The organism is Sphingomicrobium marinum (assembly GCF_026157105.1).
GTDB lineage: Bacteria > Pseudomonadota > Alphaproteobacteria > Sphingomonadales > Sphingomonadaceae > Sphingomicrobium > Sphingomicrobium marinum.
The window spans coordinates 1,249,730-1,275,038 of sequence record NZ_JANPVQ010000001.1; the positions used below are offsets into that span (position 1 = coordinate 1,249,730).

The window sequence follows — 25,309 nt, forward strand, 5'->3', positions numbered from 1 at the left end:
TTCCTTCGCTTGACAAAGGGGGGATGAAACGGTTGAGCGACGCGCGCGACTTTTTCGCAACTGCACATCACCATTTCAGACGGGTTTTTCATGCACGCCTACCGCACTCATCATTGTGCCGCCCTTACTGCCAGCAACGTTGGCGATACGGTCCGCCTTTCGGGCTGGATCCATCGCAAACGCGATCATGGCGGCGTGCTTTTCGTCGACCTGCGGGACCATCACGGCATCACCCAGATCGTCGCCGATGACGATTCGCCGGCATTGCCGATCCTCGAAAAGCTGCGCGTGGAAAGCGTCGTCACCATCGATGGTGACGTGAAAGCGCGTAGCGAAAGCACCGTGAACAAGAACCTGCCGACGGGCGAGATCGAAGTGTTCGCGCGCAAAGTGGCGATCCAGTCCGAAGCCAACGAATTGCCGTTGCCGGTCGCGGGCGAACAGGATTATCCCGAGGATATCCGCCTCAAATACCGCTTCGTCGATTTGCGCCGCGACACCATGCACAAGAACATCGTGTTGCGGTCCAAGGTGATCAGCTCGCTGCGCCGCCGCATGGAAGAGCAGGGGTTCACTGAATTCCAGACGCCGATCCTGGGTGCCTCGAGCCCCGAAGGCGCGCGCGATTATCTCGTGCCGAGCCGTCTGCACCCGGGCCGCTTCTACGCGCTGCCGCAGGCGCCGCAGATGTTCAAGCAGCTGCTGATGGTCGCGGGCTTCGACCGCTATTTCCAGATCGCGCCGTGCTTCCGTGATGAAGACCTGCGCGCCGACCGCAGCCCCGAATTCTACCAGCTCGACTTCGAAATGAGCTTCGTCACGCAGGAAGACGTCTTCCAGGCGATCGAACCGGTGCTTGCGGGCGTGTTCGAAGAATTTGCCGACGGGCGCAGCGTGACCCCCGCGGGCGAATTTCCGCGCATCCCATACAAGGAAGCGATGCTCAAATACGGCACCGACAAGCCCGACCTTCGCAACCCGATCATCATCTCGGATGTCGGCGGCCACTTCGAAGGCTCGGGCTTCGGCCTGTTCGCGAACCTCGTGTCACAGGGCAAGAAGATCCGCGCCATTCCTGCACCGGGCACCGCGGAAAAGAGCCGCAAGTTCTTCGACGAGATGAACGACTGGGCGCGCGGCGAAGGCTTCCCGGGGCTTGGCTATGCGACCCGCAAGGGCGGCGAGTGGGGTGGCCCCATCGCCAAGAACCACGGCCCCGAAAACATGGACAAGATCGCCGACGAACTCGGCCTTGGCCCCGATGACGGGCTGTTCTTCGCTGCGGGCGACGAAAAGGACGCCGCCAAGCTGGCGGGTCTCGCGCGCACCCGCGTCGGCCAGAGCCTCGATCTTATCCCCGAAGGCGAATTCAAGTTCTGCTGGATCGTCGATTTTCCGATGTTCGAGTTCGACGAAGAGCGCCAGAAGGTCGACTTCTCGCACAACCCCTTCTCGATGCCGCAGGGCGAGATGGAAGCGCTGCAAACCAAGGATCCGCTCGATATCCTCGCCTGGCAGTACGACATCGTCTGCAACGGCTACGAATTGTCTTCGGGCGCCATTCGTAACCACCGCCCGGACATCATGTACAAGGCGTTCGAGATCGCCGGCTATTCGAAGGCCGATGTCGACGAGAATTTCTCGGGCATGATCGAAGCCTTCAAGCTTGGCGCGCCGCCGCACGGCGGTTCGGCGCCGGGTATCGATCGCATCGTCATGCTGATCGCCGACGAGCCCAACATCCGCGAAGTCATCGCTTTCCCGATGAACCAGCGCGCGCAAGACCTGATGATGGGCGCCCCCAGTTTGGTGAGCGAGCGCCAGCTCAACGAATTGTCGATCCAGCTCGACTTGCCGCCCGAAGAAGACGAAACTTCGGACGGCGCGCCGGTCGCCGACCTCGTGGAAGAGTAAGGCGCGTGACAGGTCGGATGCGTCGCAAGGGCGATCTTCCGACCAAGGTCTGCGCTGCGTGCGGTCGTCCGTTCACGTGGCGCAAGAAATGGCAAAAGGTTTGGGACGAGGTCAAATATTGCTCGGACCGCTGCCGCGGTGAGCGTAGCAAGGCTTAGTCATCGAGTCGGAAAAAGCGCGCCGCGTTCTCTCGCAATATTGCGCCGCGTTGTTCCTTGGTTAGCCAGTCGATCGCATAGAGTCGTTCGATGATCGCATCGACGGGCAGCATGTCACTGCCGAACATGATGCGATCGCCAAATCCCGCTTTGATCAATCGCGCCAGCGTTGCTTCATATTGCTCTAGTGGCATGGCGCCGTTCGTGATCGAAAGATCGACGTAAACATTGGGATAGTCACCGAGCAGCGACAGAGTCTCGTCCCAATAGGGTTGGTATTCGCCTCGACCCGCGCCGACATGCTGGACCCAGACCCGCAATCCGGGGTGTCGGTCGAGAACAGGCCGGAGCAGCGCGGGATTTCCCATGGCCGGATCGTAGTCGGGGCAACAACTATCGCTTGAGCGCGTGCTGTTTCGAGCACCCGGTCGAGGGCCGCGCTGCGTATGGACGCCCACCGGTATGTCGTAGCGAGCGGCAAGCGCCCAGTATGGCCTGATGCGCGGGTTGTCCGGTGAAATGCCATAGGTGTTGGGATTGAGTTCGTGCAGGGCGTGCACGCGTCCTGCCTTTATTTCCGTTTCGAGCCATTCCAGGTCGGCCCACCCATCGGTGGAAGGAAAACAGATATATCGTGGTTCCGACAGATTTCGCGGGCAGAATGGTCTGACGCCAACGATAAAGCGGGTATGGGACCATCGCTCGGGTTCGTCATAGTCTGTGACCGACGTGACAGCGGTCTCCAAACCGATGGCGTCGATGCGGGCGACGTCCGCAGCCTTGGCCTGCTCCTTGTCGTCATACGCCCATCCTGCGTGCCGATGGACATCGATCACCGGCACCGATTGCAGCGCGGCTAGTGCGGTCAAAAGCATTTGCCTTCCCCTCGGTGATGCAGATTAGCGCATGGGATAGGAAATCGCCAAGACCTCGTAGAAACGTTCGCCCGCCGGAAGCCGGACCGAGCGCTCGTCGCCGACCTTGGCACCGATGAAGGCGCGGGTGAGGGGGGCTGACCAGCCAATGCGGCCCTTGCCTGCGTCGGTCTCGTCATCGCCGACGATGGTCACGACGCGTTCGACGTCATCTTCGTCTACCAGCGTCACCGTCGCGCCGAAGCGCACTTCATCGCGTCGCTCGGACTTGGCCGGATCGATGACCTTGGCTTCTTTCATGACCTTGGAAAGGTAGCCCAGCCGCCGGTCGATCTCGCGCAGCTTCTTGCGGCCATAGATATAGTCGCCGTTTTCGGAGCGATCGCCATTGCCCGCGGCCCAGCTGATCACTTCGACCAGTTCAGGCCGGTCCTTGCCGAATAGCTGGTCATATTCGGCGCGAATTGCCGCGAACCCTTCTGGCGTGATGTAGCGCGGGCGCTTGCCGCTCAACCCGGGCGCCCCGGCTTGCCGATGTGACGCGACACGTGCACCGCGCCGTAGGCAGGCACGTAAGGGTTGAGCCGGTCGTATACCGCCGCATTCTCGATCACCCGCTGCACGTAGCTGCGCGTTTCGGAGAAGGGGATGCTTTCGATCCACATTATGGTATCGGTTGAGGACGAACGCGGATCGCCGTAGCGCCCGATCCACTGCCGGGCGCGGCCATAGCCGGCATTGTAGCTTGCCAGCGCCAGCGGCACATTGCCGTCCCACTGGCGCAGTCGCAGCGCGAAATAGCTGCTACCCAGACGCACGTTGTAGGCTGGGTCGCTGGTCAGCCGACCGAAATCGTAGCCGATGCCCTCACGGCGGGCCTGGTCGCGCGCCGTGCCGGGCAATAGCTGCATCATGCCATAGGCATTGGCGGGGCTGCGCACATATTGGTCGAAGCTCGATTCCTGCCGCGTGATGCCGTGGGCAAGGCTCCAGAGCTCGCCGCCGGGCGCACCGCTGGAGTGCACGGGGAAAGCTTCGCGGTAATAAAAGGCGTTACCGCTGTTGCGGGCACCGCGTGCCACCCAGACGGCAAGGTCGGGGCGTCCCACCGTGGTGGCATATTGCGTCGCCATGATGCGCTCGTCGCGGCTGTCGACGGCAGCGGACAGCGCGCGCACGAAGTCGGTCTGCTCGCTGCGGCTGTTGGCAAGCCGGGCGATGACCGCAGGCAAAACGCTTGCATTGAAGGCAGCGCGCACTTGCGGATTAACCTCGGAAACAGGCATCGGCTGCGGCACGGGGATTTCGCGTCCCAACCGTTCGAGCGCCAGTTGGCCATAGAACAGCTCGGGCATGTCGGCGGCGCGCGCCCAATAGCCGCGCGCGCCTTCGCTATTGCCGGCGACTTCGAGCGCACGCCCGGCCCAGTAATAACCCTTCGAGGCCACCTGCAGCGATCGCCCGCCGTTGGCGTAGCGATCGAACATCGATGCTGCATCCACCGGGCGATTCAGGCGCGTGAGAGCGGTCTGGCCTGCCAGCCAGGCAAGGCTCGTATAATGATCGCGCACTTCATAGGGCTGCAGTGTCAGGTCTTCGCCGGCCGGGAAGGCATCGTCGAGTTGGCGCGCGATGTTGAACGCGGTGGCGTGATCGCCCCGCTCGGCAGCGCCGTTCGCGCCGATCAGCAACATTTCGTACCACCGCCCCGGATCGCTCGGCCGCGTGGTGAAATTATGCGTCTGCGCGAGGAGGGCGCGAAGCCCGGCATCATCGTTACGCGCGCGAAGGTAGCGCGCGCGATCCATCATCAGGCCGGCATCGCTGAGCGCCAGCGTGCGCACCGCATCATAGCGTTGCTCGGCATCCGCATCGCCGCGCTGGAGCGCGATCCGGGCGCCATCGACCTGGCGGCGCGCGGGCGTGCCCGATTCCAGCCAGCGCAGCGCAGAGCTTGGTTCCTTGTCCCACAGCAGCGCATCGACCCGCGCGTCGTGATCGGCGCGCGTGAACTGGCTGCCAAAGCGCTGGTAAATCATGCTTTCTTCATCGCCAGGCAGGTCGGCGCTTGCCCAGGCGCTACGCGCTGCCGAGAGGGCTTCGGCGCCGCGGCCAAGCTGCTGGTAGCTCAGCGCGAGCCATGCCCAGCCATGCCCGGTCTGCGGTGGGCGCGTGCGGAAAAATTCGGCAACGAGCGCGGGCGGCGCGCTGCTGTTGAGCGCGCGTTCGGCCCGCAGCCGGATCGAATCGAAGCCGCGATCGGAATGGACGCGCGGAAAATTGGGATAAGTGATGGCGAATACCGCAGCGGAGCGGAAATCGGGATTGCGATTATCCTTGAGCGCGCGCCAATCGCGGATCGCGGCGTCGACGGTCGCGATACTGGGCGCCTGGCCCGTCGCTGCCTGCGTGGCCGCCACGTTTTCGAATTGACTAATCGCCGCGCCGGAGAGGGCAAGACATACGGCACCAAGGATCGCAATCGTTCGCATACTGGCTTTCTACAACACACGCCCTTATCAAGCGCTGAACAAAATGAAGCGTTTGCAAGTTTCCAAGGAAACGCCGTTAACTAAGGACTTATTGCATGTTTACCGGGTCAATCCCCGCCCTTGTGACTCCATTCACCGATGGCAAAGTCGATCTGGTCGCATTTGCCGACCATGTCGAATGGCAAATCAGCGAAGGCAGCCACGGGTTGGTGCCCTGCGGGACGACGGGCGAAGTCGCGACATTGAACGCGCAGGAGCATCGCGATGTCGTCGTGACTTGCGTCGAGACGACCAACAAGCGCGTGCCCGTAATCGCGGGGTGCGGCGGCTACGATACGCGCGCGGTCGCGGCCAATATCGAGATGGTGGCTTCGGTCGGTGCCGATGCGGCGCTGTGCGTCGTGCCTTATTACAACAAGCCGAGCCAGGAGGGGTTGGTCGCCCACTTCACACACCTGGCGGAAATGTCGCCGATCCCGATCATGGTCTATAACGTGCCCGGGCGAACGGTGGCGGACATCAGCGTCGAAAGCCTTGGCGAGATCGCCAAGCTCGACAAGATCGTTGCGATCAAGGATGCGACCGGCAATCTCGGCCGGGTAACCGAACAGCGCGCGGCCTGCGGCAAAGACTTTATCCAGCTTTCGGGCGACGATCCCACCGCACTGGCGTTCAATGCGCTGGGCGGGGTGGGCTGCGTTTCGGTTACGGGGAATGTCGCGCCAAAGCTGTGCGCGGAATTCCAGAATGCCATGGCAGCCGGAGACATGGACAAGGCGCGCAAATATCAGGATCGGCTCTATCCGCTCCATGTCGCGATGTTTGCTGATGCTTCCCCCGGTCCATGCAAATACGCATTGTCGCGGGTGCGCGAGGGTTTTTCGACCGAGGTGCGCCTGCCGATGACTGAACCCAAGGGGTCGGCCAAGCATATCGTAGATGCTGCGCTGGAGCATGCAGGACTGATCTGATGGCCAAGCCCTTCAACAAGGTCAAAGTCGTCGCGGATAACCGCAAGGCGCATTACGATTATGCCATCGAAGAACGCTTCGAGGCAGGGATCGAGCTGCAAGGTACCGAGGTAAAGGCGCTGCGCGTAGGCGAGGGCTCGATCAAGGAGAGCTATGCCACCGTGGAAGACGGCGAAGTATGGCTGGTGAACGCCAATATCCCGCAATACAGCCACGGCAACCGTATGAACCACGATCCCAAGCGCCGCCGCAAATTGTTGCTCCACGCGCGCGAGATCAACAAGCTGTTCGGCGGCATCAACCGCCAGGGCATGACGCTGGTGCCGCTGTCGATCTATTTCAACAGCGATGGCCGCGCGAAAGTCGAGATCGCGCTCGCCAAGGGCAAGAAGGCGCACGACAAGCGTGCCTCGATCAAGGAACGCGATTGGAAAAGGGAGCAGGGACGCTTACTTAGGAAGCATGGGTAGGCACCCCTCTTTCCTGCGGCGATTCTTGCACCGCCACGCTCCGTCACGGCATGAATTGGCGGAAAGCCGGTGGCTCAAGCCGGTGAAGAAATACATCCTGGCGTCGGAATATTGGCGTTTTACGCGGCGCAGCGTGCCGCGCGCGGTACTGGCCGGCACCTTTATCGGCATTTTCCTCATGATTCCGGGCCTTCAGATGATCGGGGCGACGATGATGGCGATTCCGATGCGCGCCAATATCCCGCTGGCCGCTGCGATGACCTGGATTTCCAATCCGTTCACGACGCCGGTTTTCCTGATCGGCGCGCTTGAGGTGGGAAGCATGTTCGGTTTCCAGACCGATTTCAGAGCCTTCAACGAGTTGCTCGCGAGCGGCGCAAGCCTACGCGAATGGTCGGACTGGCTGGCCTCGTCTGCAGCACCGTCGATGGTTGTAGGGCTGCTGGTGATCGCGGTCCTCTTGTCGTTGGTCGCTTATTGGGTTTCACTCATCGGATGGCGCTTGTGGGTTGGCCGCCGCTGGAGACAGCGTCTCGCGCGCGAAGGCACTATTTTCTGATCTTCCCAGGGAGGGGATATATGAGCAAGTTTGTTACCGGTCTTTTGGCCACCACGATGCTGGCAATGCCCGCAATGGCGCAGGACGCCGCTAACGACACCGAAACGCGGATCACCGCCGCAGCAGAGCGCGGCAATGAGCTCGGCACTTTCGGGTTCGAAACGACCGGCATGGATCTAAGCGTCGATCCGGGCGACGATTTTTATGCCTATGCCAACGGGACATGGGCCGCGAACACCGAGATTCCGTCGGACAAGTCCAACTATTCGATGTTCGGCGCGCTCGATGACCTGTCGCAAAAGCGCACGCGGGTCATCATCGAGGAAGAAGCAGCCGATCCCGAGAGCCGTATCGGCGCGCTTTATCGCAGCTACATGGATGTCGACGCGATCAATGCGAAGGGTCTCGAGCCCATCCAGGACTTCCGCGCCAGCCTCGCTGAAGTATCCAATCTCGCTGAATATGCCGCCTTCCTTGGTGACAATACTAAATATGGTGTCGGCGCGACCTTTGCGCCTTATGTCGGGCAGGACGACAAGGATCCCACGAAGTATATGGTCAAGTTCTGGCAGGCCGGTCTCGGTATGCCCGATCGCGATTATTATCTCGAAGACAACGACCGCATGAAGGGTTTCCGCGAAGCCTATCTCGCCTACATCACCGACATGATGACGATGGCGGGCGAGGAGAATGCTGCCCAGCGCGCGGCCAACCTGATCGCGTTCGAAACGAAGCTTGCCGACGCGCACTGGAGCCGCGTCCAGAGCCGCGACAGCAACGCGCGCTACAACAAGATGAGCGTTGCCGAGCTGCAGGCGCTCACCGGCGACTTCGACATTGTCACGCTGCTCGATCGCGCAGGGTATCCGACGACCGGCGACGTCATCGTCGCGCAGCCCGATGCGTTCCAGAAGATGGGCCACATCGTCGCCGACACCGATATCCAGGTGCTCAAGGACCTTGTCCTGATGTCGACGCTGACCAACACCGCCGCGATGCTCCCGAGCCAGTTCGACGAACGTCAGTTCGCCTTTTACGGCACGACCCTGTCGGGCACGCCCGAACAGCAGGAACGCTGGAAGCGCGCGGTGGCCTACACCGTCAACACGCTGACTGATGAGGTGAGCGCGGCCTATGTCGCCAAATATTATCCGCCCGAGACCGAGGCGGAGATGCAAAAGCTCGTCGACAATGTCATCGATGCGATGGGCAAGCGCATCGATGGCGTCGCGTGGATGCAGCCGGAAACCAAACAACGCGCCCGCGCCAAGCTGCTCAATTTCACGACCAAGATCGGTTATCCCAGCCAGTGGCAGGATTACAGCGACATCGAAATTACCGAAGGCGACCTCATCGGAACGTCGATGAGCGCTGCTGTCTGGGCACATAACGATGCGCTGTCCAAACTCGGCAGCCCCATCCGCCGCTGGGAATGGGGCATGACGCCGATGACGGTGAACGCCTATGCCAATTTCGGCATGCAGGAAATCGTCTTCCCGGCGTCGATCCTCCAGCCGCCATTCTTCGATCCGGACGCCGATCCGGCGATCAATTACGGTGCCATCGGCGCAGTGATCGGACACGAGATCAGCCATCACTTCGATGACCAGGGCGCCAAGTATAACGAGCGCGGCGAGCTCGACAGCTGGTGGACCGACGAGGACGTCGCGGCCTTCACCGCTGCGGGCAAGCGACTGGTCGACCAGTACAACCAGTACGAGATTTTCGACGGCGAATACGTCGACGGCGAATACACGCTGGGCGAAAATATCGGCGACCTTGCCGGTCTTGCCATCGCGTATGACGCCTACAAGGCCTCGCTGAACGGCGAAGAGGCCCCGGTGATCGACGGCACGACGGGCGACCAACGCTTCTTCCTTGGTTGGGCGCAGGTCTGGCGCCGCAACTATCGCGATGAAGAACTGAAACGTCGCCTCAAGACCGACAGCCACTCGCCGTCGATCCAGCGTGTTTGGGTCATCCGCAATATTGACGCCTGGTACGACGCCTTCGACGTCAGCGAAGACGATGCCATGTACCTGCCGCCCGAAGAACGCGTCAAAGTCTGGTAATGCTCGAGCGTCACGCCGCCTTGTTGGAGCCTCGGCCCCTTGAAGGCGGCGTGCGCTGGCTTGTGCCTGCGCTTGTTGCACTGGCGGCGCTGTCGGGCGCGGTGTTGTTTTGGGCGCTCGGCCAGCCCTATGCGGCGGGCCTGTTCCTCGCCGGCCTTGCCGCCATGCTGGTCGCAGCCTTCGTCATTGATCGCCGCAGCGTTGCGGTCGCTTCAAGCGATGGCATGGCGATCACCAAGCCGGATCTCTCGCTGGTTGCTGCTGCGCTAAGCCTCCAGAAAGAGGCAGCTGCCGTCACCGATGCTTCGGGCGCGCTGTTGGCGGCCAACGCCGCCTATCGCGACCGGTTCGGCCTTTCGACGTCTCCGCTCGGGATCGCCCATGACGAAGAAAGCGCCGAGGCGCTCGACGCGGCGCGCCGGATTGCCCTGCGTGACGGGCTGGGCTCGGCTTCCGGTATCTCGACGATTAGTTCACCCATCAACGTTGATCTCCTCAAGGTGGGTGCGGGGAGCGGCGCGTCGCTCCTGTGGAGTTTTCCCAAGGCGTCCAAGCCCAACCTGCTGAAGGTGGCTGCAGGCCGCATTGCAGGGACAACGGGTAATCGACTTGCAGCTGCCGGCGTCATGGCCGCGTTGATCAACGAGGAAGGCATCCTGCTTGCGGGCAACCAGCCCTTCAGCGATCGCGCGGTTGAAGACAACCACGAAGGTCCGGTTCATTTCACCGACCTCGTCACGACAACGCAAGATGGCCTTCTCCATCTCAAGCGGGAGGGCGAAAGCGGCCCCGCACTGCGCGGCGTGCACATCCCCGTCGATCCCGAAAAAGATAGCGGGGCCGGTACCTTTCTGCTGTTCGATGCGACCGAAAAAGCGAGCCTTGCCAACAGCGACAATGTCCAGGTCCTGCTCGAACTATTGCCGCTTGGTCTGGCACTAGTCGATCGCGATGGGCGCTTCCTCACCATGAACACCGCTTTTCGCGTCGCGGGCGGACTCGATGTCGAGGAGAAGCCGTCTTATCCAGGCGATCTTGTCGTGAAGGAAGACAAGGGTGCCGTTGCCGACGCGGTGCGTCGTCATGCGCGCGGTCCTGCCATTTCTAGCGATCTCGCGGTTCGCCTCGGCCATAATCCCAAGGAACCGGTCGCTTTGACGGTCGCCGGGCTACGCGGAATTGGCGATGCCGCGGTTCTCCTCCTGCTGAAAGACAATAGCGAGGAAGCCAAGCTCAAGCGCCAGATCGCGCAAGCCACCAAGATGCAGGCGGTCGGGCAGTTGGCCGGCGGTGTCGCGCACGATTTCAACAATATCCTGACAGCCATCCTTGGCCACTGCGATCTCATGCTGATGCGCCATACGCCTGGCGACAGCGATTATGACGATATCCAGCAGATCAAGTCGAACTCCAACCGCGCCGCGGGGCTAACGCGCCAGTTGCTCGCCTTCTCGCGCCAGCAGACGCTGCGCCCGCAGGTGCTCCAGCTGCCCGACGTCATCAGCGAGGTCAGTCACCTGCTCAAACGCCTGCTCGGTGAAACCGTCCAGTTGAAGGTGAAGCATGGCCGCGATCTGGGCTCGGTCCGTGCCGATCCCGGCCAGCTGGAACAGGTCATCGTCAATCTGTCGGTCAACGCCCGCGATGCGATGGCATCGAAAGGTGGCGGTACGCTCACCATCCGCACCTTCTCGGTCCGCGCCGAAGAGGTTGCAGATCTAGGCAGCGAAATTCTCCCCGTTGCCGATTACAGCGCGATATCTATCGAAGACACCGGCTCGGGTATTCCGCCCGCCGTGCTCGGCAAGATTTTTGAGCCGTTTTTCACGACCAAGGAGATCGGCAAGGGGACGGGCCTCGGGCTGTCGACCGTATACGGCATCGTCAAACAGTCGGGGGGCTACATCTTTGCCGATAGCAAGGTGGGTGTGGGGACCAATTTCGTCATCTATTTCCCGGTCCACCAGGTACAGGAAGCGGAGGCGGCCGAGCGCACTGCCGTCAAGACCGAAGAAAACGAGCTTTGGGGCTCGGGCACGGTCTTGCTGGTGGAAGACGAACCGATGGTCCGCAAGGTCGCCGAACGTGCGCTGACGCGTCACGGTTATGAGGTGATCACCGCTAACAATGGCGAAGAAGCGCTCGAAATCCTGCGCCGCGGCGAAGAGATCAGCCTGCTGGTTTCCGATGTCGTCATGCCGCTGATGGATGGCCCAACGATGGGCCGCGAGGCGCGCAAGGACCGACCCGGATTGCCGATCCTGTTCATGTCTGGCTACGCCGAAGAACAGCTGCGAAAATCGATCGACATCGATAATGTGGACTTCCTGCCCAAGCCGTTCTCGGTCCAGGAGTTGGCCGAAGCAGTCCGCAAGACGCTGTCGGACAATTGATACTGATTTGAAAAGAAAGAGGGAGCGCTTTAAGATCAGCCTATGGGGGAAGCACGCCGCATCCTGATTGTGGAAGACGAGCCGCTCATCGCGATGATGTTGGGCGACCTCATCGCCGATCTCGGTCATGAGGTCGAAGGGGTGTGCGACACATTGGCGGAGGCGCATGCCGCGGTAGATGCTGGCGGCTTCGACCTGGCGATCCTTGACGTTCACTTGGGCGACGAAGACGTGTGGCCCGTCGCGGAAGCATTGCAGCAGCAAGGAACGCCCTTCCTGGTCGCCAGTGGCGGACATATCGATCCACCTCCGCGGGCGTTCGAACATTGTCCGATGCTGGCCAAGCCCTATACGCGCGAAATGCTCGGGTCACTCTTGCACGAGGCGCTCGCAGACACTTAATGTTCCCCTCTTGTTCTTCGAGAACAAATGCGGTACATGTTCGTCAACCAGGGCGGCAATCACGCCATCCGTTGACGTAGGGGAATAGCCATGGCAGCGCAGCTGAAAGTCGTAGACGGGGATAAGATGAGTACTGACCGGCAGAAGGCGCTCGACGCCGCTCTCGCACAAATTGATCGCGCATTCGGCAAGGGTTCGGCGATGAAGCTGGGCAGCCGCGAAAAGCTCGAGATCGAATCAATTTCGACCGGGAGCCTCGGGCTCGACATCGCGCTTGGCATCGGGGGATTGCCGCGGGGTCGCATCGTGGAAATTTACGGTCCTGAAAGCTCGGGCAAGACGACGCTCGCGCTGCACGCCATTGCCGAAGCGCAAAAGATCGGTGGCACCGCGGCCTTCGTCGATGCCGAACACGCGCTCGATCCCGTTTATGCCAAGAAGCTTGGCGTGGACATCGACGAATTAATCGTCTCGCAGCCCGACACGGGTGAGCAGGCGCTCGAAATCGTCGATACGTTGGTGCGCTCCAACGCGATCGACGTGCTGGTCGTCGACTCGGTTGCAGCCCTCGTGCCGCGCGCCGAGATCGAAGGTGAAATGGGCGACAGCCATGTCGGCCTCCAGGCTCGCCTGATGAGCCAGGCGCTGCGCAAGCTTACGGGTTCGATCAATCGGTCGAAGACCATGGTGATCTTCATCAATCAGGTCCGCATGAAGATCGGCGTGATGTACGGCAATCCCGAAACCACGACCGGCGGCAACGCGCTAAAATTCTATGCCTCGGTGCGTCTCGATATTCGTCGCACCGGTCAGATCAAGGACCGCGACGAGGTGGTCGGCAACTCGACCCGCGTGAAGGTCGTCAAGAACAAGGTGGCGCCGCCGTTCAAGCAGGTCGAATTCGACATCATGTACGGCAAGGGCATCAGCAAGATGGGCGAAGTGCTCGACCTTGGCGTCAAGGCCGGTGTCGTCGACAAATCGGGCAGCTGGTTCAGCTACGATTCCACCCGCATCGGGCAGGGTCGTGAAAACGCCAAGACCTTCCTTCTCGAAAATCCCGAGATGGCCAACGAGATCGAACAGGTGATCCGCGGCAACAAGCAGGAAGAGCTGGAAGACGCGATGATGACCGGTCCCGACTCGGATGACGCCGGCGACGCATAACTCGCTGTCAAAGATTGCAACCGGAGAAGCGGGCCCATCGCGGCCCGCTTTTTCGTATCAGCTGCCGTCGGGGGCGGGACAATGTTCGGGCACGTGAGGGCGCGGGGTGCCCTGGCTCATCAGCCGACCCCGTTCGGTCACCAGCACGATGAAAACGGCGATGCTGCCCGCAATTGCGAACCATGTGAGGTACGGCATCTGCGTCCCGTCATAACTTTGGCCGATGATGAGGCCCAGCGTGCCTGCGCCAATCGTCGCGACGGTGCCGTGTACCGAGGCGGCGGTTCCTGCAACGGATGCCATGTTGGTCATCGCCAGCGTGCCGAAATTGGCCGTAGTGAAGGCGAAGAACACGAAAGTCGCTGACTGGAGCGCGGCGAACAGCCACAGATTTTCGCCGATCGTGGATGCCACGAGCAAGTGGATCGCGCTGACGCCGGCAAAGCCGAACATGCCGATGTGCCCGACCGTTCGCAGGCCGAAGCGTTCGACGATCCGGCTATTGCCCCAGCTTGCCAGGCTCATCGGGGCCGCGATGATCGCGAAGACGAGGCCGATCGTCTCGGGCTGACCGAAGGTCACACCGACGATTTGCTGGATCGACGCCAGGTAACTCGTCAGCGCGCTGAAGACAAAGGTCAGTGCCAGCGTGTAGCCCAGCGACAACCGGTCGCGGAGCGCGATGGTGCTGGCCTCCGCGATCGAACGCAGGTCGAAGCTGCGCCTGAATTCGGGCTTGAGCGTTTCGGGCAGGCGTAGCCAACCCCAGACCAGCACCGCGAGCCCGTAGAATGCGAGCCCGTAGAAAATTACCCGCCAGTCGCCGAATGCCCATAGGATCAACTGGCCGATCGACGGCGCGATTACCGGGACCACCATGAAAACCATCATGGTCAGGCTCATCACCTTGGCCATCTCCTCGCCTTCGTAGAGGTCGCGGGTGATGGCGTTGACCAGGACGCGGCTGACCGAGCCTGCAGCCCCCATGCAAAACCGGGCGGCAATCATCAGGGTGAAATCCTGCGCCGCGGCTGCGACCAGCGCGAACAGGAAATAGAGCGCCGTGCCGCTCGCGAGGATGCGTTTGCGCCCGAACCGGTCGGCGAGCGGCCCCCACAGCATCTGGCTCGACCCGAAGCCGAAGATATAGGCCAGGATGACGAGCTGGCGGCGATTTTCCTCGGTCACATCAAGGTCCGCGCCGATCATCGGGAGCGCGGGCAGCATGGTATCGAGGGCAAAGGCGTTGAGCGCCATGAAGCCTGCCAGCAGCAGGACGATCTCGCGCTGACCGGTGCGTATGGGGCGACTTGTCGGATTCACCCACGCCAACTGGCGCAAAAGCCCTGCTCATGCAACATGAGGCGCAAAGGAGACCTGCCATGATCACCGTGCATCATCTCGAAAACAGCCGTTCGCAGCGCATCCTCTGGCTGCTCGAGGAACTGGGCCTTGAGTATGAGATCAGGCGCTACGAGCGCGACCCCAAGACGATGCGCGCGCCGAGCGACCTCAAGAAGGTGCATCCGCTTGGCAAATCGCCGCTTGTCGAGGAAGACGCCGTCGTGCTGGCGGAGAGCGGTGCGATCATGGAGCATCTGGTGGCACGGCACGGGCGTTTTGGTGCGCCGGAAGACCCGGTTCTGGCGCGGCACCATCATTTCTATATGCATTATGCCGAAGGTTCGCTCATGCCGCCGCTGTTCGGCATGCTGATCGTCAATAAGCTTGGTCTTTTGGGCATGCCGGCGCGAAAGCCCGTGCGCGGCATGCTCGCGGAGCATTTCGCGTTCCTCGACCGCGAATTGGCAGGCCGTAAGTGGTTCGCCGGTCCCGACCTCACTGCCGCGGACATGATGATGAGCTTCCCGCTCGAAGCATCGCAGGCGCGCGCCGGTCTCGATGATCGCTATCCCAACATCACCGCTTGGCTCAAACGCTGCCATGATCGCCCCGCCTATCAGCGCGGGCTCGAGCGCGGCGGTGAATATGCCTATGCCGGTTGACGCGGGCGCTTCATCGGGCTTCACAGTTGGCAGCAAGTTTTAGGCGAGGGGGACCTTCATGGAAGTAGCGGAGAAAAAGGGCGGCATCGGCCTCCAGTGGCAGATGCTGATCGGGTTCCTAGTCGGCCTGATTGCCGGGCTGGTCGTTTACGCGACCTCGGCAGGCGCCGATTGGGTCGACGATGTCACTGCAGTGACGGGCTTCATCGGCTCATTGTTCCTGCGACTGCTCTTCATGCTCGTCATTCCATTGCTCGTATCGGCCCTAATTGTGGGGATCGCGGAGATGGGCGATGCCCGTCAGCTAAAACGCGTTGGCCTCAAAACGCTCGCTTTCACGGTCGTGGTATCGGGCATTGCCGTGGTGCTGGCGCTGCTTGTCGCCAACGTCTTCGAACCCGGCGCGGGTGTCGACCGGGCCCTCGCGGCGCAGCTACTCGAGGATGCAGCCGACGGCGCCGGTGCCATCATCCAGCGCAACGCCGAAACGCCGAGCGGGCTCGATGCCGTGCTTGCGATCATTCCCTCCAATGTCATCGGTGCGATGGGCGCCAACGACATCCTCGCGGTCATGTTCTTCGCGCTGTTCTTCGGTATCGGCCTGCTGTTCACCGACAGCAAGCCGGCCAATGCGCTCCAGAGCGCGATCGAAGGCGTCTTCCACGTGTCGATGAAGCTGATCATGTGGGTGATCCGCATCGCGCCGATCGCCGTCGCCTGCTTCATGTTCAACCTGGCCGCCGTGTTCGGATGGGATATCCTGATCCGGCTGTCGGCCTATGTCGGCGTCGTCCTGCTCGCGCTCGGCACGCACATGTTCGTGGTCTATCCGTTGGTCCTGCGTATTGCCGGCGGGGTCAGCCCGGTCTGGTTCTTCAAGAATATTCAGGAAGCCATGGTGATGGCCTTCTCGACCGCCAGTTCCAACGCCACGCTGCCCTATGCGCTCAAGGTCGCTGACGAAAACCTGAAGCTGCCCCGCGCACCGGCGCGCTTTGTGCTCACGATCGGCGCGACCGCCAACCAGAACGGTACTGCCATCTTCGAAGGCGTCACGGTCCTGTTCCTGGCCCAATTCTTCGGGGTCGACCTGACGATCGGCCAGCAGGTCATCGTGCTCCTGATGTGTATCCTTGGCGGCATCGGTACCGCCGGCGTGCCCGCAGGTTCGCTGCCCGTGGTCGCGCTCATCCTTGCGATGGTCGGGGTGCCGCCCGAAGGCATCGGGATCGTGCTGGGCGTCGATCGTTTCCTCGACATGTGCCGCACGACGCTCAACGTGACAGGCGACCTTGCCTGCGCAACGGTGGTCAGCCGCGGTGAGGAGCGAGCACCCGAACCCGAGCCTTCGGAGCCAATGGCACAGGCCGCGTGACGCTCGACGAGCTACCAGAGCGCTATTCAACCATCCTGTGCGATGTCTGGGGCGTGATCCATGACGGCGCGCGCCTCTATCCCGGCGTGGAGCGACGCTTTGCGCGCTGGCGTGACGAAGGGCGCACCGTCGTGCTCGTCACCAACGCGCCGCGCCCGGCCGATCGGGTCATCAGCGATCTCGATTTGCTCGGGCTGGACCGGGACCTCTATGCGGCGGTGACGAGCAGCGGGCAGGCGGGGATAGCCGCGGTGACCGAACCGCCGCGCGCCGTCGGTTTCTGCGGGACAAGGGACGACTTCGCAGACCTTGAGGAGCATGGCGTCCGCTTTGCCGCTGCGCAGGAGCCGCACGATGAAATCGCGCTGATCGGCCTCGATGAATATCGCAACAGCGTACGCGAATACGAGTCCGACCTCGCGGCGTGGCGGGAGCGGGGGATGCTGCTCCATTGCTTCAATCCTGATCGGATCGTCGTGCACCGCGGCCAACGCCTTGTCTGCGCTGGGGCGCTAGCCGATGCCTATGAGGGCATGGGCGGCAAGGTCATCTGGTACGGCAAGCCCAATGCGCCAATTTTCGATCATGCCATCCGCCTCGCAGGTAGTCCTGACCGAGACAGCGTGGTCATGATCGGCGATGGCCCGCACACCGACATGCTCGGCGCCAAGAATGCCGGGATCGACGGTATCTTCGTCACTGGCGGCATCAATGAGGGTGACAGCCATCAATGGGGCGCCGAGTTCGAAAACTGGCGCCCCATCATGACGATTGCGCAGATCTAGGCGGGCACCTCGTCGCCCCGTTCGCGCTCGACGACGCGATCCGCAAGCGTACCGTTCAGTTCGGCAAGGTGATCATATCGCGCCTCGAAGCTGGCCAGCCCCTGGCTTTGGGCGCGCAGTTCGGCCTCCAGCCCGTCGAGCTCGCTCGAGGGAATGAGCATCTCGACCCGCTCCCATTGATCCCATCCTTCGCGCGGTGTCATGCCGAGCATCTGTCCTCGCTTGGCGGCCAAAGAAGAGCTGATCCGGCTTGCCGAGCTGGTCGGCGCGACAATGTCGATCTTGTGCACCGGTTCGAGCAAATGCGGCGTTGCCGATGCCAATGCCTCCTGCATCGCGATACGGCCCGCCGTCCGGAACGCCAGTTCGCTGCTGTCGACGCTGTGGTAGCTGCCGTCCACCAGCGTCACCGCTACATCGACGACCGGAAAGCCCAGCGGTCCCTTGACCATTGCATCTTTCACCCCGGCTTCGACCGCGGGGATATACTGCTTGGGCACGTTGCCGCCTTTCACCCGCTCGTCGAACTGGAAGCCCGATCCACGGGGAAGGGGGCGAACCTCGATCAGCACGTCGCCATACTGGCCGTGCCCGCCTGATTGCTTCTTGTGCTTGCCGCGCTGTTCGACCGGTTTGCGAATGCTCTCGCGATACGGGATTTTCGGTCGCCGCGAATTGATCGCTACGCCGTAGCGATTTTCGAGTCTTTGCAGCACGACCATGAGATGTTCTTCGCTATTCCCCTTGAGGATAAGCTCGCCTTCTTCCTGCGCGATGGTGAGCCCAGCATCCTCCTCAATGACCTTGGCCAGCGCCGAGGACAGGCGGACGTCGTCCTTGCGATTAACAGGCTCAATCGCGAGCGCCGCATTCTTGGGACGCTTCTCGATGTCAGGCTGCGGGGGAAGTGTGTCACCGCCCGCCCAGTGTCCCGCCTTGAGTTCGTCGGCTTTCGCGATGCCGATGAGCGAGCCGTTCAATGCCGTATCGATCTTCTCCTGATTGCCACCTTGCAGCTTGAGCATCGAGCCGAGCCGCAGTTCCTTGCCGGTGTCGGTGACGACATCGGCGCCTTCATCGAAGCTGCCGCCGAGCACGCGGGCAATCGTCAATCTGCCCACCGGGCTGCCATGATAGGTCTTGGCCGCATAGATGGCGGGCGCATCGAGACCGAGCCGCTGCGCGGTGATCTCCGGCCCGGGCGCATCGTGGCGGAGTGATTTCAATAGCCGCCTGACGCCCCATTCGCCGGTGGCCGATCCGAACAATACGGACACGCCCAGATTTTCCTCGGTCTCGTGATGGAGATCGGCGAAAATGGTGGAGTCATCGGGCTCCTGATCTTCGAGCAGTTGTTCGAGCAGCGTGTCGTCATGATCGGCGAGCTGTTCGAGCATGTGCGTGCGCGCCTCGGCTTCGGCATCAGCCATGTCCTCGGGCATGTCGATCTGCTCGGAGGCCTGACCCGGGCGATAGTGGAACGCCCGCTCAAGCGCCAGATCGACAAAGCCTGTCACCTGGTCATCCTCGCGGATCGGCAATTGCCGCGCGATCAGCGGAGAGACGCTCATCGGCTGCAATGCTTCCAGCAGTTCGCGGATTGAGCCGCGGGCCTGATCGATGCGGTTGACGAAGATGAGATGCGGAATGCCCTGCTCGTCGAGCATCTTGAGGGCAGGGGCGGCCAAGGGGGCGCGTGCAGGATCGGGGTCGACCACGACGATGGCGCAGTCCGCCACTGCGACCGCGCGCGCCGCGTCTTCCGAAAAGCTTGCCGAGCCCGGTGCATCGACGATCGCGAATTCGTCGCCGAGGTAGGAGAAATGCATGAAATTGGTTTCGGTCGATCCGCCGCGCGCGCGTGCTTCGGCGCTTGCATCGCCGACCGTGTTCCCATCATCGACGCGACCCTGTCGATTCACCGCGCCTGCCGCGTGCAACAAGGCTTCCGCCAGACTGGTCTTGCCCGCACCCGCCGGTCCGACGAGTGCGATCAGTTTGGCGCCTTTTTCATCTCCTGCGGCTCTTCCCATGGCGTAATCTCCCCTGGCTTCGTAATCACGAAGCGCGAGTCGCACAGGAAGCGGCAGGCGCTTCTCGAAACGAAAAGCGTCTGCCTGTTGAGCTACTTTGTCTAGGGGGTGGTCCCTATTTTTTAGGCGGCATCGCTAAGGTAGCGCTGCTCTTCGGCCATCTTGATGAGGGCGGCCTGCAATTTCTCGAACGCGCGGACCTCGATCTGGCGGATACGTTCCCGGCTGACGTCATAGACCTGCGACAGGTCTTCGAGCGTCTTGGGGTTTTCGGTCAGGCGGCGTTCGGTAAGGATGTGCTTCTCGCGTTCGTTGAGCGCATCCATCGCCTTGACCAGCAGATCATGGCGAACGCGGGCTTCTTCTTCGTCGGCGACGATCTCGTCCTGCAGCGGCTCGTCGGCGCGCAGCAGGTCCATCCACTGGCTCTCGCCATCGTCGTCAGCATTGCGCATCGGCGCGTTCAAGGAGCTGTCGCCGCCGCGCATCATGCGGCGGTTCATCGAGACGACCTCGTCCTCGTTGACGCCAAGCTCGTTGGCGATTTTCTTGACGTCATCGGGATGGAGGTCACCATCCTCGAACGCTTCGATCTGGTTCTTCATCCGGCGAAGGTTGAAGAACAGCTTCTTCTGCGCCGCAGTGGTGCCCATCTTGACGAGGCTCCAGCTGCGCAGGATGAATTCCTGAATCGATGCGCGGATCCACCACATCGCATAGGTGGCGAGGCGAAAGCCTTTATCGGGCTCGAACTTTTTCACGCCCTGCATCAGTCCGATATTGCCTTCGCTGATGAGTTCGCTGACGGGCAGGCCGTAGCCGCGATAGCCCATGGCGATCTTGGCCACGAGCCGCAGGTGCGAATTCACCAGCTGCGCGGCCGCATCCGTATCCCCATGCTCCTTGAACCGCTTGGCGAGCATATATTCCTGCTCGGGTTCGAGTATGGGAAACTTCTTGATTTCCGCGAGGTAACGGTTGAGCCCGTTCTCGCCGCCTGTTGCGGGAATGGAAATCGCTTGCTTGGCCATGATGTCTCCTGATGCGCCGGAAAGGACCCTCCCGCGCGTGGGGTCAGCTGTATTAGCCGGTCTTCTACTATACGCCAAGTGCTTCTAACAGTTCCGAAAAATCCGACGGAAGGGCGGATGTGAACGACAAACGGTCTCCGCTTGCCGGATGGATAAAACCGAGCTCGGACGCGTGCAAAGCCTGTCGATTAAAGTTCATTTCTTTCAGTAGGTTACGGTGCGCCTTTCTCGTCCGTCCGTAAAAGGGATCGCCGACCAGCGGATGGCCGATCGACGCCATGTGGACGCGGACCTGGTGGGTCCGGCCCGTTTCCAGCTGACATTCGACCAACGCCGCTTCCTTGAGGTTCGTGACCTTGCGCCAATGGGTTACAGCGCGCTTGCCGCGCGGCGCTTCGACCACGGCCATCTTCTTGCGGTTGTGCGATGAACGGGCAAGGTTTGCATCGACCGTCCCTTCGCCGGCAAGCGGAATGCCGGAGACGATTGCCTTATAAAGGCGGTGGATTGAATGGTCTCTGAATTGACGAGCCAGGCCCTCATGCGCCGGGTCGGTCTTGGCCACCACAAGCAAGCCGGAGGTGTCCTTGTCGATCCGATGGACGATACCGGGGCGCGCGACGCCGCCGATGCCCGACAGGCGCCCAGCGCAATGATGCAGTAGCGCGTTGACCAGCGTGCCGTCTGGATTTCCTGCCGCCGGATGCACCACCATGCCTGCGGGCTTGTCGACGATCAGGAGATGTTCGTCTTCATGGACGATGATGAGTGGAATATCCTGCGGCTCGGCGTGGTGCGGGCGTGGTTCGGGTACCGTCAGGGTGAAGATTTCGCCGCCCTTCATCTTTGTTGCCGGATCGCGCAGCGGGCCCTTGGCACCTTCGAGTGCGCCTTCGCTGATCAGTTTCTTGATGCGTTCGCGCGACAGCGTGCCGACAACGTCGGTGACCGCTCGATCGACGCGCCATCCGGCATGCTCCGATCCGAGCGTGATATGGTAAAGCCCCCCAGCCATCGCGCCGATATGGCGGCTCTCGCCTCCGTATCAAGGGTTGAAGCTTGGTCACGCTTCGACCATGCCTGTCGCCATGGACAAATTAGACTTTTCCGCGCTGCTGTGCAGCCGCTTGTGCCACGATCTCCTGTCGCCGGTGGGGGCGATGAATAATGGGCTCGAACTGCTGGCTGACGAGACCGACCCCGAGATGCGCGAACAGGTGCTCGAGTTGCTTGGCGACAGCGCCCGCGCCGCAGCATCGAAGCTCAAATTCTTCCGCCTGGCTTTCGGTGCGGCCGGCGGATACGGCGCCGAGATCGATACCGGCGAGGCCAAGGCCGCGCTCGAAGGCCTGGTGGGCGCCGAAGGCAAGATCGAGCTTGGCTGGATGGTAGCCGAACCTAAATTGCCCAAGGACGCGGTCAAACTGCTGCTCAATATCGCCATGATCGTCGGCGACGGACTGGTACGCGGCGGCAGGCTCGACGTGGGTGCCGAAAAAGGCGCGGGCAGGCTTGAGATGGTCATTCGCGGCGAGGGGCCCCACCTGATGATCGATCCGGCGATCCGCGATGTGCTTAGCAATGGCGCCGATGATGTCGAGCCGCGCACGTCGGCCGCCTATCTCGCGCACAGCCTCGCCGCCAAGGAAGGCGGTGCCATCCAGATCAGCGCTCCGGACGATCAGCATATCGTCGTTGGCGTGACGCTCCCCGAGTGAAACGCAGCTAACGCGCCGTTAACTCCTTTGCGCCATAGGGGAGGCTGTTGTTGCAGTCTCGTTGGGGCCAAGGATGGACGATCTGATCGCCGATTTCGTGGCGGAATGCAGGGAAATGCTGGAAGCGCTGGGCGGCGAAATCGTCGCCTGGGAGGCGGCGCCTGAAGATCGCGCGCGCCTCGACAGCATTTTCCGCTTCGTTCACACGGTCAAGGGCAATTGCGGTTTCTTCGACCTGCCGCGTCTCGAAGCATTGAGCCACGCCGCAGAGGATGCGCTCGCCGATGTGCGCGCCGGCCGCCGCGAACCCGATGCCGCGCTGGTGACCGCGGTGCTCGCGATCATCGACCGCATCGCCGAGATGATCGAGATCATCGACGCTGGCGATGACCTGCCCGAAGGCGATGACAGTGCGCTCGTTGCCGCTCTGGAGCCCTCCGAGGAAGAGACGGCACCGGTACAGGTCGCCGCCCGTCCCGCATCGAGCGATACCGATAACAAGCCCACGGCAGCGCCGCGCACGATCCGCTTGTCGGTCGAATTGCTCGACCGGGTCATGAGCGGCGTGTCGGACATGGTGCTGGCGCGTAACGAACTTGCCCGCCGCCTGCGCGAAACCGAAACCGCGGTCGAAGTCGACGGCGCGTTTGAGCGCCTGTCGGCGATCATCGCCGAGATGCGCGATGCCATCACGCAAACGCGGATGCAGCGGATCGAAAACCTGTTCGTGATGCTGCCGCGCATGGTGCGCGACCTTTCGGCCGAACTCGATAAGCAGGTCATGGTCGATATTGATGGCGGCGACGTGGAACTGGACCGTGAGATGATCGAGATGATCCGCGATCCGCTGACGCATATCATCCGCAACGCTGTCGACCACGGTATCGAAGCACCTGCCGAGCGCCTCGCCGCGGGCAAGCGCGAGATCGGCATGCTCAAGGTATCGGCACGCCAGTCGGGCAACCAGATCCTCATCCTTATCGAGGATGACGGCAAGGGCATCGACGGCGACAAGCTCGTCAAAAAGGCGATCCAGGCGGGTACGCTCGATCCGAAACGCGCGGAGTCTTTCGATCGTCGCCAGCGACTCGACCTCATCTTCGCGGCGGGACTTTCGACCGCGCAGGAGGTGTCTTCGATTTCGGGGCGCGGTGTCGGGATGGACGTCGTTCGGTCCAACATCGAACGCATTGGCGGGGTTGTTGATGTTGAGAGCGAACCGGGGCAGGGAACCCGCATGACCCTCCGGGTCCCGCTTACGCTAACCATCATACCGGCCCTGACCGTGTCGATTGCGGAGCAGCATTTCGCCATTCCGCGCAGCGCGATCGACGAGATCGTGCGCGCCAACAGCCAGGCGGTTACGTTGGAGACTATCGGCGGCGCCGGTGTCGCGACCATCCGCGATCGCCGCATTCCGCAAATCGTTCTCGCTGATGTGCTCGGCCTCGACAGTGATGTTGCGCCTGATGAGCGCACCCTGATCGTCCTCCAGCCCGCTGGCGGCGAGCCCTATGCCTTGGCTGTCGATCACATTCACGATCACGAAGAGCTGGTGGTCAAACCCGCCGCGCCCTCGGTGATGGCCACAGGGATTTACGCGGGTACGACCCTCGCCGACGATGGTAGCCCGATCCTGTTGTTTGATGCGGCAGGCGTTGCCGAAGCAGGCGGGGTCAAGATGGAAGGGCAGCGCGATGCCGCGCCGGTAGAAAAAGTGGAGGACAAATCGGGTCCCAAAGCCGATCTGCTGGTCTTCCGCGGTCTCGATGGCAAGCGCCGCGCGCTGCACCTCGGTCTGGTCGACCGGATCGAAGAAGTCAGCGGCGAGGCCGTTGCCGATAGTGCCGGGCGCCAGCGCGTACAGCTCGGCGAGACCATCCTGCCGCTGGCAGGCCTGTGTGGCGATCTGCCCGTAAAATTGCGTGTGTTCCGCCTCAGTGATGGCGAAAACGAGGTCGCCTATGCGTTTGATCAGGTGCTCGATCAGTGCGTGCTCGAGCATGACGTCACGCCCGCCGATACGAGCGGCGAGATCGCCGGTGTCGCCCTGGTCGGCGCGGAGCCTGCGGAGATCCTCGATATTCACTGGCTGTTCGCCAACATGACGTCGCGCGCGCCTACCCACGCCAAGCGGCGCTGCCGCATTCCTGCCGATGACCCGTGGATGCAGCACATGCTCCGCCCGATCGTCGAGGCCGTAGGCTATGAGGTGGTCACGGACGGTGAAGCGGATCTGGTCATCAAGAGCGAAGAAGAGGCGATCGAGGCCGATGCCGAGGCGCGGTGCCTGGTGATCCGTGCCCGCCCGGAAGGCGACGATAGTACTATCTACCGTTACGACCGCGCCGGCCTGATGCTCGCGCTGAAGTCGGCAGGAGACGCAGCATGAACGAGACACTGCTTCTGGTCGCCTCGATCGCCGGTAGCCGGGTCGCGCTGCCCGCAGCCGATGTCGAAGGCGTCATCGAACTCGACGCCCTCATTCCGGTGCCTTGCGCCCCGCCGCACATCGCCGGACTGTCGGCGCTGCGCAGCCGTGTCCTGACCGTGATCGACTGCCAACGCGCGCTCGGCCTGGGCGAGACCGATTTCACCCGCCCGATCCAGGAAGCGGCCGTCGTTGAATTGGACGGGCATCATTATGCCCTTTCTGTCGATGCCGTCGAGGATGTCTGCGAAGCGCTGGGCAAGCCGACGCCTGTTCTTGCCGCCATGGATGGCGGCTGGGAGCGTGTTGGCAGCGGTATGGTGGAGACCGAACAGGGCCCACTTCTATTGGTCGATATCGCCAAGCTCATTGCCGGCGACGACGACCAGGAGACGGATCGCAAAGTCGCTTAAACCAATCGTTACCATTTGCACGCTACAGCCGTAGCGAAGCACGA

The 25,309-nt window shown here is 62.0% G+C and carries 22 protein-coding genes; 15 read left to right on the top strand and 7 right to left on the bottom strand.

The features are described from left to right. The first annotated feature begins 90 nt into the window (after positions 1-90). Together aspS and NUX07_RS06275 are read left to right on the top strand one after the other, a co-directional pair. A complete protein-coding gene (aspS, locus tag NUX07_RS06270; protein WP_265529687.1) occupies positions 91-1,914 on the top strand; it encodes an aspartate--tRNA ligase in 1,824 nt (607 codons plus the stop codon). 17 nt (positions 1,915-1,931) lie between these two features. After that, positions 1,932-2,072, top strand: coding sequence for a DUF2256 domain-containing protein (locus tag NUX07_RS06275; RefSeq protein WP_265530762.1), 141 nt, complete (start codon positions 1,932-1,934; stop codon positions 2,070-2,072). On the opposite strand, the gene NUX07_RS06280 is transcribed toward NUX07_RS06275, so the two are convergent. The 3 genes from NUX07_RS06280 to NUX07_RS06290 are packed head-to-tail and all read right to left on the bottom strand — an operon-like array spanning position 2,069 to position 5,367. Next, positions 2,069-2,947, bottom strand: a complete 879-nt coding sequence (locus NUX07_RS06280) for an amidohydrolase family protein (protein WP_265529689.1) — start codon at positions 2,945-2,947, stop codon at positions 2,069-2,071. The genes NUX07_RS06275 and NUX07_RS06280 overlap by 4 nt on opposite strands. Positions 2,948-2,971: 24 nt before the next feature. Beyond that, the gene (gene greB / locus NUX07_RS06285) at positions 2,972-3,460 is read right to left on the bottom strand and encodes a transcription elongation factor GreB (RefSeq protein WP_265529691.1); all 489 of its coding nucleotides are present in this window, start codon (positions 3,458-3,460) and stop codon (positions 2,972-2,974) included. Next, the gene (locus NUX07_RS06290; protein WP_265529692.1) at positions 3,457-5,367 is read right to left on the bottom strand and encodes a lytic transglycosylase domain-containing protein; all 1,911 of its coding nucleotides are present in this window, start codon (positions 5,365-5,367) and stop codon (positions 3,457-3,459) included. Before NUX07_RS06290 ends, greB begins: the two co-directional genes overlap by 4 nt. Before the next feature lie 167 nt (positions 5,368-5,534). Between NUX07_RS06290 and dapA the strand changes: the two genes are divergently transcribed. The 7 genes from dapA (at position 5,535) to recA (ending at position 13,473) form a co-directional block, all read left to right on the top strand. Then, the gene (gene dapA, locus NUX07_RS06295) at positions 5,535-6,410 is read left to right on the top strand and encodes a 4-hydroxy-tetrahydrodipicolinate synthase (RefSeq protein ID WP_265529695.1); all 876 of its coding nucleotides are present in this window, start codon (positions 5,535-5,537) and stop codon (positions 6,408-6,410) included. Next, the gene (gene smpB, locus NUX07_RS06300; protein ID WP_265529698.1) at positions 6,410-6,880 is read left to right on the top strand and encodes an SsrA-binding protein SmpB; all 471 of its coding nucleotides are present in this window, start codon (positions 6,410-6,412) and stop codon (positions 6,878-6,880) included. Before dapA ends, smpB begins: the two co-directional genes overlap by 1 nt. A 55-nt stretch (positions 6,881-6,935) precedes the next feature. Further along, positions 6,936-7,439 (top strand): DUF2062 domain-containing protein, encoded by a 504-nt coding sequence (locus NUX07_RS06305; protein ID WP_265529700.1) that lies wholly within the window; start codon positions 6,936-6,938, stop codon positions 7,437-7,439. A gap of 20 nt (positions 7,440-7,459) precedes the next feature. Next, entirely contained in the window at positions 7,460-9,511 is a 2,052-nt protein-coding gene (locus NUX07_RS06310; RefSeq protein ID WP_265529702.1) for a M13 family metallopeptidase, read from the top strand. Positions 9,512-9,561: 50 nt separating this feature from the next. Further along, positions 9,562-11,904: a response regulator gene (locus NUX07_RS06315; protein WP_265529704.1), complete on the top strand. Its 2,343-nt coding sequence runs from the start codon at positions 9,562-9,564 to the stop codon at positions 11,902-11,904. A gap of 42 nt (positions 11,905-11,946) precedes the next feature. Further along, the gene (locus tag NUX07_RS06320; protein WP_265529706.1) at positions 11,947-12,306 is read left to right on the top strand and encodes a response regulator; all 360 of its coding nucleotides are present in this window, start codon (positions 11,947-11,949) and stop codon (positions 12,304-12,306) included. A 90-nt stretch (positions 12,307-12,396) separates the two neighbouring features. Next, entirely contained in the window at positions 12,397-13,473 is a 1,077-nt protein-coding gene (recA, locus tag NUX07_RS06325) for a recombinase RecA (protein WP_322597192.1), read from the top strand. Positions 13,474-13,530: 57 nt separating this feature from the next. On the opposite strand, the gene NUX07_RS06330 is transcribed toward recA, so the two are convergent. Next, positions 13,531-14,796: a multidrug effflux MFS transporter gene (locus tag NUX07_RS06330; protein ID WP_265529710.1), complete on the bottom strand. Its 1,266-nt coding sequence runs from the start codon at positions 14,794-14,796 to the stop codon at positions 13,531-13,533. Between the two features lie 59 nt (positions 14,797-14,855). Between NUX07_RS06330 and NUX07_RS06335 the strand changes: the two genes are divergently transcribed. The 3 genes from NUX07_RS06335 to NUX07_RS06345 are packed head-to-tail and all read left to right on the top strand — an operon-like array spanning position 14,856 to position 17,639. Then, entirely contained in the window at positions 14,856-15,479 is a 624-nt protein-coding gene (locus NUX07_RS06335) for a glutathione S-transferase family protein (RefSeq protein ID WP_265529712.1), read from the top strand. A 58-nt stretch (positions 15,480-15,537) separates the two neighbouring features. Beyond that, the gene (locus tag NUX07_RS06340; protein WP_265529713.1) at positions 15,538-16,854 is read left to right on the top strand and encodes a dicarboxylate/amino acid:cation symporter; all 1,317 of its coding nucleotides are present in this window, start codon (positions 15,538-15,540) and stop codon (positions 16,852-16,854) included. Next, a complete protein-coding gene (locus tag NUX07_RS06345; protein ID WP_265529715.1) occupies positions 16,851-17,639 on the top strand; it encodes a TIGR01459 family HAD-type hydrolase in 789 nt (262 codons plus the stop codon). Before NUX07_RS06340 ends, NUX07_RS06345 begins: the two co-directional genes overlap by 4 nt. Here the strand turns inward: NUX07_RS06345 and NUX07_RS06350 are convergent. The 3 genes from NUX07_RS06350 to NUX07_RS06360 all read right to left on the bottom strand — a co-directional run bounded on the left by NUX07_RS06350 (position 17,636) and on the right by NUX07_RS06360 (position 21,718). Then, positions 17,636-19,672, bottom strand: a complete 2,037-nt coding sequence (locus NUX07_RS06350) for an elongation factor G (protein WP_265529718.1) — start codon at positions 19,670-19,672, stop codon at positions 17,636-17,638. The genes NUX07_RS06345 and NUX07_RS06350 overlap by 4 nt on opposite strands. 122 nt (positions 19,673-19,794) lie before the next feature. After that, positions 19,795-20,703 carry an RNA polymerase sigma factor RpoH gene (gene rpoH / locus NUX07_RS06355; protein WP_265529720.1) on the bottom strand — a complete coding sequence of 303 codons (909 nt, stop codon included), beginning with the start codon at positions 20,701-20,703 and terminating at the stop codon, positions 19,795-19,797. A 67-nt stretch (positions 20,704-20,770) separates the two neighbouring features. Then, the gene (locus tag NUX07_RS06360) at positions 20,771-21,718 is read right to left on the bottom strand and encodes an RluA family pseudouridine synthase (RefSeq protein WP_265529721.1); all 948 of its coding nucleotides are present in this window, start codon (positions 21,716-21,718) and stop codon (positions 20,771-20,773) included. Positions 21,719-21,791: 73 nt separating this feature from the next. Between NUX07_RS06360 and NUX07_RS06365 the strand changes: the two genes are divergently transcribed. The 3 genes from NUX07_RS06365 (at position 21,792) to NUX07_RS06375 (ending at position 25,265) form a co-directional block, all read left to right on the top strand. Further along, complete coding sequence (locus NUX07_RS06365; protein WP_265529723.1) at positions 21,792-22,421, top strand: histidine phosphotransferase family protein; 630 nt, start codon at positions 21,792-21,794, stop codon at positions 22,419-22,421. A 73-nt stretch (positions 22,422-22,494) separates the two neighbouring features. Further along, positions 22,495-24,813, top strand: a complete 2,319-nt coding sequence (locus NUX07_RS06370) for a chemotaxis protein CheA (protein WP_265529724.1) — start codon at positions 22,495-22,497, stop codon at positions 24,811-24,813. Next, a complete protein-coding gene (locus tag NUX07_RS06375) occupies positions 24,810-25,265 on the top strand; it encodes a chemotaxis protein CheW (RefSeq protein ID WP_265529726.1) in 456 nt (151 codons plus the stop codon). The genes NUX07_RS06370 and NUX07_RS06375 overlap by 4 nt, the downstream gene beginning before the upstream one ends. Positions 25,266-25,309 lie beyond the last annotated feature (44 nt).

Coding starts and splice junctions, on each gene's coding strand:
- aspS (WP_265529687.1), top strand. CDS start 91: ATGCACGCCTACCGCACTCATCATTGTGCCGCCCTTACTGCCAGCAAC.
- NUX07_RS06275 (WP_265530762.1), top strand. CDS start 1,932: ATGCGTCGCAAGGGCGATCTTCCGACCAAGGTCTGCGCTGCGTGCGGT.
- NUX07_RS06280 (WP_265529689.1), bottom strand. CDS start 2,947: ATGCTTTTGACCGCACTAGCCGCGCTGCAATCGGTGCCGGTGATCGAT.
- dapA (WP_265529695.1), top strand. CDS start 5,535: ATGTTTACCGGGTCAATCCCCGCCCTTGTGACTCCATTCACCGATGGC.
- smpB (WP_265529698.1), top strand. CDS start 6,410: ATGGCCAAGCCCTTCAACAAGGTCAAAGTCGTCGCGGATAACCGCAAG.
- NUX07_RS06310 (WP_265529702.1), top strand. CDS start 7,460: ATGAGCAAGTTTGTTACCGGTCTTTTGGCCACCACGATGCTGGCAATG.
- NUX07_RS06320 (WP_265529706.1), top strand. CDS start 11,947: ATGGGGGAAGCACGCCGCATCCTGATTGTGGAAGACGAGCCGCTCATC.
- recA (WP_322597192.1), top strand. CDS start 12,397: ATGGCAGCGCAGCTGAAAGTCGTAGACGGGGATAAGATGAGTACTGAC.
- NUX07_RS06335 (WP_265529712.1), top strand. CDS start 14,856: ATGATCACCGTGCATCATCTCGAAAACAGCCGTTCGCAGCGCATCCTC.
- NUX07_RS06340 (WP_265529713.1), top strand. CDS start 15,538: ATGGAAGTAGCGGAGAAAAAGGGCGGCATCGGCCTCCAGTGGCAGATG.
- NUX07_RS06350 (WP_265529718.1), bottom strand. CDS start 19,672: ATGGGAAGAGCCGCAGGAGATGAAAAAGGCGCCAAACTGATCGCACTC.
- rpoH (WP_265529720.1), bottom strand. CDS start 20,703: ATGGCCAAGCAAGCGATTTCCATTCCCGCAACAGGCGGCGAGAACGGG.
- NUX07_RS06360 (WP_265529721.1), bottom strand. CDS start 21,718: ATGGCTGGGGGGCTTTACCATATCACGCTCGGATCGGAGCATGCCGGA.
- NUX07_RS06365 (WP_265529723.1), top strand. CDS start 21,792: ATGGACAAATTAGACTTTTCCGCGCTGCTGTGCAGCCGCTTGTGCCAC.
- NUX07_RS06370 (WP_265529724.1), top strand. CDS start 22,495: ATGGACGATCTGATCGCCGATTTCGTGGCGGAATGCAGGGAAATGCTG.
- NUX07_RS06375 (WP_265529726.1), top strand. CDS start 24,810: ATGAACGAGACACTGCTTCTGGTCGCCTCGATCGCCGGTAGCCGGGTC.